Here is an 11,373-nt window from a genome sequence, read left to right as displayed (position 1 = left end):
TCGGGTTTACGATACGGAGGTGTCTCGTATCGTAAAGTCCGGGTAAAACCGGCCGTGGAAGGCGGGTCGGGAGCCGGTCACGCATGTTCAGGAGCCGATCACGCATGTTCAGGAGCCGATCACGAATAAAGAAGCGCCGCCCGCCGCGCGCCCGTAGCGTGGCCCCAGGGCCGGTCCGGGGAAGGCGGCCCGCGCGACCGAGGGAGACACCGCCATGGCCAAGCCCACCAGGACGGACCGGAAGCCGCCGGCGCCCGGCAGTGCCGACAGCCACGATCTGATCCGGGTGCACGGCGCGCGGGTGAACAACCTCAAGGACATCAGCGTCGAGATCCCCAAGCGCCGGCTCACGGTCTTCACCGGGGTCTCCGGCTCCGGCAAGAGCTCCCTGGTCTTCGGCACGGTCGCCGCAGAGTCGCAGCGGCTCATCAACGAGACCTACAGCGCCTTCGTCCAGGGCTTCATGCCGACGCTCTCCCGGCCCGACGTCGACGTGCTCGACGGGCTGACCACCGCGATCGTCGTGGACCAGCAGCGGATGGGCGCCGACCCGCGCTCCACGGTCGGCACCGCCACCGACGCCAACGCGATGCTGCGCATCCTCTTCAGCCGGCTCGGGCAGCCGCACATCGGCCCGCCGAGCGCCTATGCCTTCAACGTGCCCTCGGTCCACGCGACCGGCGCGATCACCGTCGAGCGCGGCGCCAGGAAGGCGGTCAAGGCCACCTTCGACCGCACCGGCGGCATGTGCCCGCGCTGCGAGGGCCGCGGCACCGTCTCCGACATCGACCTGACCCAGCTCTACGACGACGCCAAGTCGCTGGACGACGGCGCGATCACCATCCCCGGCTACGGCTCCGACGGCTGGAACATGCGGCTCTACAAGGAGTCGGGCCTGGTCGACCCGGCCAAGCCGATCCGCGAGTACACCAAGAAGGAACTGCACGCCTTCCTGCACCACGAGCCGACCCGGATGAAGATCGCCGGCATCAACATGACGTACGAGGGCCTGATCCCCCGGATCCAGAAGTCGATGCTGTCCAAGGACAAGGACGCGATGCAGCCGCACATCCGGGCCTTCGTGGAGCGGGCGGTCACCTTCGACACCTGCCCCGCGTGCGACGGCACCCGCCTCAGCGAGGGCGCCAGGGCCTCGAAGATCGGCGGGACCAGCATCGCCGACGCGTGCGCGATGCAGATCAGCGACCTCGCGGACTGGGTCCGCGGCCTGGACGAGCCCTCGGTGACACCGCTGCTGGAGTCGCTGCGCGACAGCCTGGAATCCTTCGTGGAGATCGGCCTGGGCTACCTCTCGCTCGACCGCCCGGCCGGCACCCTGTCGGGCGGCGAGGCGCAGCGCGTCAAGATGGTCCGCCACCTCGGCTCGCCGCTCACCGACGTCACCTACGTCTTCGACGAGCCGACCATCGGCCTGCACCCGCACGACATCCAGCGCATGAACGAGCTGCTGCTGCAACTGCGGGACAAGGGCAACACGGTGCTGGTCGTGGAGCACAAGCCGGAGACCATCGTCATCGCCGACCACGTGGTCGACCTCGGCCCCGGTGCCGGCGCCGACGGCGGCACCGTCTGCTTCGAGGGCACCATCGAGGGCCTGCGCTCCTCGGGCACCGTCACCGGCCGCCACCTGGACGACCGGGCCGCGCTGAAGAAGGCGGTACGCGAGCCCGCCGGTGCGCTGGAGATCCGCGGCGCGACGACGCACAACCTGCGCGACGTCGACGTCGACATCCCGCTCGGGGTGCTCACCGTCGTCACCGGCGTGGCCGGCTCCGGCAAGAGCTCGCTCGTACACGGCTCCGTCCCCGCGGACGCGGGCGTCGTCTCGATCGACCAGGCCCCGATCCGCGGCTCGCGCCGCAGCAACCCGGCGACCTACACCGGCCTGCTCGACCCGATCCGCAAGGCCTTCGCGAAGGCCAACGGCGTCAAGCCCGCGCTCTTCAGCGCCAACTCGGAAGGCGCCTGCCCGACCTGCAACGGCGTCGGCGTCGTCTACACCGACCTGGCCATGATGGCCGGCGTCGCGAGCGTCTGCGAGGAGTGCGAGGGTCGGCGCTTCCAGGCGTCGGTGCTCGAATACCGCTTCGGCGGGCGGGACATCAGCGAGGTGCTGGCCATGTCGGTGGCCGAGGCCGAGGCATTCTTCGGCTCGGGCGACGCGCATACGCCGGCGGCGCACACGGTCCTCACGCGCCTCGCCGACGTGGGCCTCGGCTACCTCAGCCTCGGCCAGCCCCTCACCACGCTGTCCGGCGGCGAGCGCCAGCGCCTCAAGCTGGCCACGCACATGGCCGAGAAGGCCGGCGTCTACGTCCTGGACGAGCCGACCACCGGCCTCCACCTCGCCGACGTCGAACAACTGCTGGCCCTGCTCGACCGCCTCGTCGACTCCGGCAAGTCCGTCATCGTCGTGGAGCACCACCAGGCCGTCATGGCCCACGCCGACTGGATCATCGACCTCGGCCCGGCCGCGGGCCACGACGGCGGCCGCGTCGTCTTCGAGGGCACCCCGGCGGACCTGGTGGCCACCGGGTCCACCCTGACCGCCCAGCACCTGGCGGCCTACGTCACGGGGTGAGAGGCCGCCCGGGGAATACGGGGTGCGGACCGGGGCCGGGGCTTCGTAGGGTGCGGGCATGGACTGGCATGGCTGGCACGACTTCTACGACCGTACGGACTCCTCCCTCGGGCGGCGGCTGCTCGTCGTCCAGCAGCACATCCGCGCGGCGCTCGACGCGTGTCCCGCGGGGCCGATCGGGGTCGTCAGCGTCTGCGCCGGGCAGGGCCGGGACCTGATCGAGGTGCTGGCCGGGCACCCGCGGGCGGTCGATGTGACCGCCCGGCTGGTCGAGTTGGACCCGCGCAACGTCGCCGCGGCCCGGCAGGCCGCGGCCGCCGCCGGGCTGGACGGCGTCGAGGTCATCGAGGACGACGCCGCGCTGACGCGCCTGTACGCGGGGGCCGCGCCGGCCGATCTGGTCCTGATGTGCGGGGTGTTCGGCAACATTCCGGACGACGACGTCCGCAACACGGTCGACCACTGCGCCGCGTTGTGCCGTCGGGGCGGCACCCTCGTGTGGACCAGGCACCGCAAGGCGCCGGATCTGGTGCCGCGGATCTGCGACTGGTTCGAAGCGCGCGGCTTCGAGCGGCGCTTCCTCTCCGCCCCTGACGCCGGCTTCGGCGTCGGCGTCCACCACCGCACGGCGCCCCCGCGCCCGCTGGCGGCGGACGCCCGGATGTTCACCTTCGTCGGCTACGACACCCTCGCCGCGGCCGCCGCCCCGGGCACGTAGCCCGTAGGTGTCAGCCTGGTCGCGTTCCGGCGGTTCCACCGGCCGCCGACCGCCTCGGTCTCGGGCCAGGCGTCGTCGGGGGCGGCCACCGCGAGTGCGCGCAGTGCCCGATTCCAGCCCTGCGGGTGCAGCCCGGCGACCGGCTCCGCCCCGCGAGGCGGCGGCTGCCCGAGCGCCGCGGCGGCGCGGGTGGCTTACCGCACAGCGCGGCTCCCCTTTGCGGCGCACGCGAGGCGTGTCAGCATGGAGGGGATCCGGGGACGCCGTCAGGGCGCCTCGAGATGACATGAGGGAGCTGTCACCATGACGCAACTTCCGGCTGCCCAGAAAACGCCTGCGGGCGGCGACAATCCCAAGGCGCTCTACGGGGGGACGGCGACCCGGCGGGTCACCGTGCGGGACCTGGCACTCGCCAAGGAGCGCGGGGAGCGGTGGCCCATGCTCACCGCCTACGACGCGATGACCGCGTCGGTCTTCGACGAGGCCGGGATCCCGGTGCTGCTGGTCGGGGACTCGATGGGGAACTGCCACCTCGGCTTCGACAGCACCGTGCCGGTCACGATGGACCACATGACGATGCTGGCCGCGGCCGTCGTGCGGGGTACGAGCCGTGCGCTGGTCGTCGGGGACCTGACCTTCGGGTCGTACCAGGAGGGGCCCGTGCAGGCGCTGCGGAGCGCCACCCGGCTGGTCAAGGAGGCCGGGGTCGGTGCGGTGAAGCTGGAGGGCGGCGAGCGGTCGCTCCCGCAGACCGAGACGATCGTGCAGGCCGGCATCCCGGTGATGGCGCACCTCGGGCTGACCCCCCAGTCGGTGAACACCCTCGGCCACCGGGTGCAGGGCCGCGGCGAGGAGGCGGCGCAGCAGCTGATCAGGGACGCGAAGGCGGCGCAGAATGCCGGCGCCTTCGCGGTGGTGCTCGAACTGGTGCCGGCCGAGGTCGCGGCCGAGGTCACCCGTTCGCTGCACATCCCGGTGATCGGGATCGGGGCGGGCCCCGACACCGACGCGCAGGTGCTGGTGTGGACCGACATGGTCGGGCTGACCGGCGGGAAGGTGCCGCGCTTCACCAAGCAGTACCTGAACCTGCGGCAGACCCTCGGTGACGCCGCCAGGGCGTATGCCGAGGAGGTCGTCGGCGGGGCCTTCCCGGCCGAGGAGCACACCTTCCACTAGGGTCTGTCGTGTGGATCTCCGCGGCGGCGGGTGTCCCGACACTTCCGGGTTTTCCCGAAGTGCCGCCGATTCTTTTGAGACAACCCGCCGCCGCGTCCGTATGTGTCGGTAAGCGCCTCCCCCAGGGGCGGCGGCCACCGGCACATACGGGAAGACACCATGACCTTCACCACATGGGGCGGCGCCCTCACCGGCGAACTCGACCGGGCGCCCCGGGTAGGGCAGGATGCGCCCGTGGACGGACCACCCCTCGGACCTTCGGAGCCCGCAGGCTCGGCCCCGGAGGAGGAGCTGATGCGGGCGCTGTACCGCGAGCACGCGGGCGCGCTCTACGCCTACGTGCTCCGGCTCGTCGCGGGCGACCGCTTCCTGGCCGAGGACGTCGTGCAGGAGACGCTGCTGCGGGCGTGGAAGAGCGCCTCCCGGCTCGACCCGGCCGCCAGGTCGCTGCGGCCGTGGCTGGTCACGGTGGCCCGGCGCATAGTCATCGACTCCCATCGCAGCCGGCAGGCCCGCCCGCCGGAGACGTCGCCCGCGGCGCTGGAGCAGCTGCCGGCGGACGACGAGATGGAGCGCTCGCTGCGGCTGATGACGATCTCGGACGCGCTCCAGGACCTGTCCGAGGCGCACCGGGAGGCGCTGGTCGCCACGTACTTCCGCGGCCGTACGGTCAACGAGGCCGCCGAAGAGCTGGGGCTGCCGCCCGGGACCGTACGCTCCCGGGTGTTCTACGCGCTGCGCGCCCTGCGGAACGCACTGGAGGAGAGAGGTGTGACCACCTCATGAACCCGCACATGGATGTGGGCGCCTACCTGCTCGGCGCGCTGGACGACGAGGAGATGGCGCGCTTCGAGGCGCACCTGCTGGACTGCGAGCTGTGCGGGCAGGAGCTCGACGAGCTCAGCGGGGTCGTACCGGTGCTCGACGAGCTGCGGGACGACGGGCTGGGCTTCCCGGAGATGCCCAGCGGTGACGCGGTGCTCGACCGGCTGCTCGCGGAGGTTTCGGGCGAGCGGCGCGCGCACCGGCGGCGGCGGCTGATCTCGGTCGCGGCGGCCGCGATCCTCGTCGTCGGCGGCCCGGCGGTCGCCGTGCTGGCCACCCAGGACGGCGGCGGCTCCCCCGCGGCGGTCCAGAGCTTCGGCTCCGACCAGCACACCGCCTCCGACCCGGCGACGGGCGTGTCCGCGGTCGTCGGGGTCACCGACAAGGGGTGGGGCAGCGTGGTCGACCTGCGCCTCACCGGCGTCGAGGGGCCGCTGACCTGCAGCCTCATCGCCTTCGGCGCCAACGGGAAGGCGCAGACGGTGGCCACCTGGTCCGTCCCGGCCGGCGGCTACGGCACGGACACCCGGCCCGCGCCCCTCACCGTGCACGGCGCCGCGGGGCTGCACGCCTCGGCGATCACGCACTTCGACGTCCGCACCGACACCGGCGCCCTGCTCGTCACCGTACCGACGTAGGCCCGACGCGGCGGCGGGAGCCGCCGGCATGGCGCGTCGGCGGGATGTCGGCGCGGTGTCAGAGCCACCCGTCACTGTGGTGCACATGACGACGCGACTGGACAAAGAAGGCGCCGCCGTCGAGGTACGGGGGCTGGTCAAGCACTACGGCCGGACCAAGGCACTCGACGGGGTGGACCTCGACGTACGGCAGGGGACGGTGCTCGGTGTCCTCGGGCCCAACGGAGCCGGGAAGACCACGCTGGTGCGAGTGCTGTCCACACTGGTCAAGCCCGACGCGGGCTCGGCAAGGGTGGCGGGGTACGACGTGCTGCGCCAGCCCCGGCAGCTGCGCCGGGTGATCGGGCTCACCGGGCAGTACGCCTCGGTGGACGAGAAGCTGTCCGGCCGGGAGAACCTCTACATGATCGGGCGGCTGCTCGACCTGCCCAGCAGGCAGGCCAAGGCCCGCGCGGACGAGCTGCTGGAGCGGTTCTCGCTGACCGAGGCCGCCAAGCGGCCCGCGATGCAGTATTCGGGCGGCATGCGCCGCCGGCTCGACCTGGCGGCGAGCATGATCGGGCACCCGTCGGTGCTGTATCTGGACGAGCCGACGACCGGCCTGGACCCGCGGACCCGCAACGAGGTCTGGGAGGAGGTCCAGCGGATGGTCGCGGACGGTGCCACCGTGCTGCTCACCACGCAGTACATGGAGGAGGCCGAGCAGCTCGCCAGCGAGCTGACGGTGATCGACCGCGGCCGGGTGGTCGCGAACGGCAGGGTCGCGGAGCTGAAGGCGAAGGTCGGCGGCCGGACGCTGCAGATCGTCCCCTCGCAGCCGGACCAGCTCGGCGCGATGGCGGAGGCCCTCGACACGGCGGGCATCGAGGGCGTCGCCGGGGTGCGGACCGACCGCGCCGCGGGCGCGGTCAACGTGCCGATCGCCAACGACGCCCAGCTGACGGCAGTGGTGGGCCTGCTGGCCGCCCGCGGCTTCGGCATCGCCCACATCGGCACCCACCTGCCCAGCCTGGACGAGGTCTTCCTGGCGATCACCGGCAGGAAGGCCACGGCGGACGCCCCGGCGGACGCGGCCCCGCTCACGAAGGACGCCCCCGCGAAGGACAAGGAAGAGGTGACGGTATGACCACGGCCACGGCCACACTGGACCGGCCGGTCAAGGCCGCCGCGACCGCCGAGGGCCGGATCGGCCTGCGGGCCAACCTGCGCCACATCGGCGCCCTCGCCCGGCGCAACATGCTGCAGATCAAGCAGGACCCGGAGTCGATGTTCGACGTCCTGCTGATGCCGGTGATCTTCACCCTGCTGTTCGTCTACGTCTTCGGCGGCGCGGTCGCCGGCAAGGGCAACCAGCAGGAGTACGTGAACTACGTGGTGCCCGGCCTGATGGCGATGATGGGCATGAACATCGCGATGGCGGTCGGCACCGGCATCAACGACGACTTCAAGAAGGGGGTCATGGACCGCTTCCGCACGATGCCCATCGCGCGCTCCTCGGTCCTGATCGCCAAGATCGTCGTCGAGCTGGGCCGCATGATGATCGCCACCGTGATCCTGCTGGGCGTGGGCTTCGCGCTCGGCCTGACGGTCCACACCGATGTGCTGCGCCTGCTCGGGGCCGTCGCCCTGTCCGCGGTCTTCGGCGCCTCGCTGATGTGGATCTTCATCCTGCTGGGCCTGACCATGAAGACGCCGCAGGCGGTTCAGGGGGTCGCCATGCTCGTGCTGATGCCGTTGCAGTTCGGCAGCTCGATCTTCGCCAAGCCCACCACGATGCCGGGCTGGCTGGAGGGCTTCACCAAGGTCAACCCGCTGTCCAACCTGGCGGACGCGGCCCGCGCCATGATCAACGGCGGCGCCGTCGCGCACTCGGTGTGGATCACGCTGGCCTGGTCGGTGGGCATCACCGCGGTGACCGCGCCGCTGGCGGTCGCGCGGTTCCGCAAGAAGACCTGACGGACCCGGCCCCACCGGCTCAGTCGATGTCGCGTATCAGGGCGACGGTCTCGCGCAGATCGAGGCCGTCGCCCTCGGCATATCCGGCGGCGTATCCGTCCTCGCCGAGCAGCACGGCCAATCGGGCTCTGACGTCGTCCAGTTCGCGCTTCTCGCCGGGCGGGATCACCGAGGGGCGGAGCCGGTCGTGGGCGTTCATGACGGTCGCGGCGCGGCGGGCCCTGCGCTCCGCGCCGGGGCCGCCCCGCTCGGCGAGCAGGGTGAGCAGCTCGATCCCGCCGGGCGCGAGCAGGATGCCCAGGCGCGGTGTGATCACCTCGGCCAGCGGGTGCGAGGACAGGGTCGTCAGGCCCTCGTGCAGCAGGGCCAGGCCCCCCTCGGGTTCGCCGAGCCTGCCGATCAGGAAGCCCTTCAGGCCCTTCAGCATGCCGATCACGAAGGCGGGCTGGCCGCTGGCGGCGACGCCCCGCGCCATCGTCTCCTCGACCAGCTCCAGCGCCTCCTCGGGCCGCCCGGTGTGGCTGAGCGCGCCGGCGAGCAGCATCCGGCCGAAGAAGCCGGCGCCTTCCTGGTCGGTGCCGGTTCGGGTGGCGTCGTCCACGCCCTCCTGGAGCTTGCGCATGCCCTCCTCGACCCGGCCGGCGTTGACCAGGGCGTCGCCGAGCCGCACGGTGAGCACGGGCACATGCTGCGGGGAGCCGATCTTGCGGGCCAGCTCGATTCCCTTGAGGCAGCACTCGGCGGCGTGCTCCCAGTCGCCCGCGCTGCTCGCGGCCTCGGCCTCCGCCGACAGCGTCTCGGCCATGCCCCACTCGTCGCCGAGCCGTTCGAAGATCCGGCGGCTCTCGCCGATGTCGACGATCGAGTCCGCCATGTGCTCGGCCACGTCGTTGTTGATCTTCGCCCGCAGTTGCAGCACGAAGGCCAGCTCCCAGTCCCTGCCGTAGCGGCGGCAGGCGGCCACCGTCCCGTCCACGAGCGACTGCAGCCGGCCGAAGTCGCCGGTGAAGAAGGCGCCGTAGGCGCGCAGGATGCCGGGGAAGCGGGCCGACTGCGGAAGCTCGGGCGGGTAGCCGGCGATGAGCGACCGGCCGATCCCGACCATGGCCGGCTTCGTCCACCACTCCGTGTCGTCGTCGTTGGCCGACATCTGGATGACCCGCACCCAGCGGCGGGCCTCGATCAGCTGCTCCCGGCTCAGCGGCGGCGGGTCCTCCAGCGGCCCGCGCTCGATCGGCTCGGGCTCCGCGGGGTCGGCGAAGGGGTCGGGGCCGAGCCCCGCGACCTCCTTGGGCCAGAAGCGGCGCTCCGAGACGTAGTTGCGCACCTCCCAGAACCAGTTGCAGCCCAGCACCAGCAGCAGCGCGTCCTCCTCGGCGCCGGCGTCCACCGCCCGGCGCAGCGCGGCCCGCAGATTCTCGTGCTCGACCTCCAGCCGCTCGAACCAGGCCAGTTGGCCCCTCCGGCGCAGCAACGGGTCCGCGGTGCGGGCGAATTCGCGGAAGTAGGCCAGGTGCCGCCGCTCCACCGCGGCCCGCTCGCCCGACTCGTCGAGCCGCTCCGCGGAGTATTCGGAGATCGTCTCCAGCATGCGGTAGCGCTCGCTGGCCGCGGTCAGTTCGGCGAGGACCAGCGACTTGTCGACCAGGGAGGCGAGCAGCGGGGCGACGTCGGCGGGCGCCAGCACGGCCACGGCCCCCTCGGCGGGCGCGGTACGCGGCTGGGGCGGGTCGGTGCAGATCGCCTCGACGGCCTCCAGCGTCCAGCCGCCGCGGAAGACCGCGAGGCGGCGCAGCAGGGTGCGCTCGGCCGGGACGAGCAGGTCCCAGGACCAGTCCACGACGGCCCGCAGGGTCTGCTGCCGGGGCAGCAGCGTACGGCTGCCGCCGGTCAGCAGCCGGAAGCGGTCGTCGAGCCGGTCGGCGAGCCCGCGCGGCGACAGGCTGCGCAGCCGGGCCGCGGCCAGCTCGATGGCCAGCGGCAGCCCGTCGAGTCGGTGGCACAGCTCGGCGCAGGCGACCGGGTCGTCCTCCACCGAGAAGCCGGGCCGGGCGGCCGCGCCCCGGTCGGCCAGCAGCCGCAGCGCGGTCGGTTCCGGCAGCGGGTCCAGCGGGCGTACCAACTCCCCCGGCACACCGAGCGGTTCGCGGCTGGTGGCCAGCACCGCCAGACCGGGGCAGTCGGCGAGGAGCTGGGCCGCCAGCGTCGCGGCCGCGTCGATGACATGCTCGCAGTTGTCCAGCACCAGCAGGATCTCGCGGGCCGCGAGGTGGTCGGTGAGGCGGCGCAGCGGGTCCTTGACCTTGCTCTCCACTGCCATCGCCGTCTCCGCGGCGCCGCCGTGCAGCTGGGTGTCGCGCAGGCCGAGTGAGCTGATCACCGCCTCGGGGAGGGTGCGCGGGTCGCTGACCGGGGCCAGTTCGGCGTACCAGACGCCGTCCGGCCAGCGCCCGGCGACCAGGTCGCCGGCCTCCTGCGAGAGGCGGGTCTTGCCGGTGCCGCCCGGTCCTGTGATCGTCACCAGCCGGGCACGGGACAGGTCGGCGCGCACCGCGGCGATCTCGGCCTCCCGGCCGACGAAACTCGTCAGCCTGGTGCGGGCGTTGCCGCCGGGCCTGCCCTCGCGGCCCCCCGGCCGCCCCGCCGGCGCGGCCGAACGCGGCGGCTCCTGCCGGGGGTTGAGCAATTCGGCGTGCAGCGCCCGCAGTTGCGGGCTCGGGTCGGTGCCCAGCTCGTCGGCCAGGGACCGGCGGACCACCTCGTAGGCCGCCAGCGCGTCGGCCGTGCGGCCCGCCGCGCGCAGGGCCCTGATGTGCAGCGCGTGCAGCGGCTCGTCCAGCGGGTGGTCGGCGGCCAGCCCCGCCAGCTCGGGCAGCACGTGGGCGGCACGGCCCAGTTCCAGCTCCGCGGTCAGCCACAGCCGCCGGGTGTCCAGCCGCAGCGCCTCGCTGCGTACGGCGGCGGTGCCGCGGTCCGGCAGGTCGGCCAGCGCCGGGCCGCGCCACAGCCCGAGCGCGTCCGCCAGCAGCCCGGCCGCCTTCACCGGGTCCCCGTCGTCCAGCGCCCGAGCGCCCTCGGCGGCGAGCCGCTCGAAGCGGTAGAGGTCGATGTCGTCGTGCGCGGCGGCCAGCCGGTAGCCGCCCTCCACCGAGCCGACCGCGCCGTGGCCGATGGCCTTCCGCAGCCGCCCGACCAGCGCCTGCAAGGCACCCGTACCGCCGGCCGGCGGCTCCCCGTCCCACACCTCGTCGATCAGCACGTCCGCGGTCACCACCCGGCCGGGCCGCAGCGCGAGCGCCGTCAGCAGCGCACGGAGCCGCCCGCCCGCGAGGGCGACCGGCTCCCCGTCGTCCCGCAGGGCCTGCGTGGTGCCGAGAATCGTGTATCGCACGGCCCCATTCTTACGGAAGTCGCCTCCGGCACGGCGACCAGCTTCCCGCCGGGCGCGGGGGTCGTGC

At 73.0% G+C, this 11,373-nt stretch carries 8 protein-coding genes; 7 read left to right on the top strand and 1 reads right to left on the bottom strand.

The features are described 5' to 3' along the window. Positions 1-214: 214 nt before the first annotated feature. The 7 genes from OG900_29520 to OG900_29490 all read left to right on the top strand — a co-directional run bounded on the left by OG900_29520 (position 215) and on the right by OG900_29490 (position 7,915). A complete protein-coding gene (locus OG900_29520; GenBank protein ID WUH93847.1) occupies positions 215-2,602 on the top strand; it encodes an excinuclease ABC subunit UvrA in 2,388 nt (795 codons plus the stop codon). Positions 2,603-2,660: 58 nt separating this feature from the next. Beyond that, positions 2,661-3,320 (top strand): methyltransferase domain-containing protein, encoded by a 660-nt coding sequence (locus OG900_29515; GenBank protein WUH93846.1) that lies wholly within the window; start codon positions 2,661-2,663, stop codon positions 3,318-3,320. Between the two features lie 303 nt (positions 3,321-3,623). After that, the gene (panB, locus tag OG900_29510; GenBank protein WUH93845.1) at positions 3,624-4,496 is read left to right on the top strand and encodes a 3-methyl-2-oxobutanoate hydroxymethyltransferase; all 873 of its coding nucleotides are present in this window, start codon (positions 3,624-3,626) and stop codon (positions 4,494-4,496) included. A 159-nt stretch (positions 4,497-4,655) separates the two neighbouring features. Continuing rightward, positions 4,656-5,282, top strand: coding sequence for a sigma-70 family RNA polymerase sigma factor (locus OG900_29505; protein WUH93844.1), 627 nt, complete (start codon positions 4,656-4,658; stop codon positions 5,280-5,282). Further along, positions 5,279-5,959: a zf-HC2 domain-containing protein gene (locus tag OG900_29500; GenBank protein ID WUH93843.1), complete on the top strand. Its 681-nt coding sequence runs from the start codon at positions 5,279-5,281 to the stop codon at positions 5,957-5,959. The genes OG900_29505 and OG900_29500 overlap by 4 nt, the downstream gene beginning before the upstream one ends. A gap of 85 nt (positions 5,960-6,044) precedes the next feature. Continuing rightward, positions 6,045-7,085, top strand: coding sequence for an ATP-binding cassette domain-containing protein (locus tag OG900_29495; protein ID WUH93842.1), 1,041 nt, complete (start codon positions 6,045-6,047; stop codon positions 7,083-7,085). Next, positions 7,082-7,915 carry an ABC transporter permease gene (locus OG900_29490; protein ID WUH93841.1) on the top strand — a complete coding sequence of 278 codons (834 nt, stop codon included), beginning with the start codon at positions 7,082-7,084 and terminating at the stop codon, positions 7,913-7,915. Before OG900_29495 ends, OG900_29490 begins: the two co-directional genes overlap by 4 nt. 19 nt (positions 7,916-7,934) lie before the next feature. Here OG900_29490 and OG900_29485 read toward each other — a convergent pair whose 3' ends face one another. Then, positions 7,935-11,306 (bottom strand): winged helix-turn-helix domain-containing protein, encoded by a 3,372-nt coding sequence (locus tag OG900_29485; GenBank protein WUH93840.1) that lies wholly within the window; start codon positions 11,304-11,306, stop codon positions 7,935-7,937. Between the last annotated feature and the right edge of the window lie 67 nt (positions 11,307-11,373).

The organism is Streptomyces sp. NBC_00433 (assembly GCA_036015235.1).
GTDB lineage: Bacteria > Actinomycetota > Actinomycetes > Streptomycetales > Streptomycetaceae > Actinacidiphila.
The sequence above is the reverse complement of the archived record's forward strand: the minus strand, read 5'-3'. Positions and strand labels throughout refer to the sequence as shown.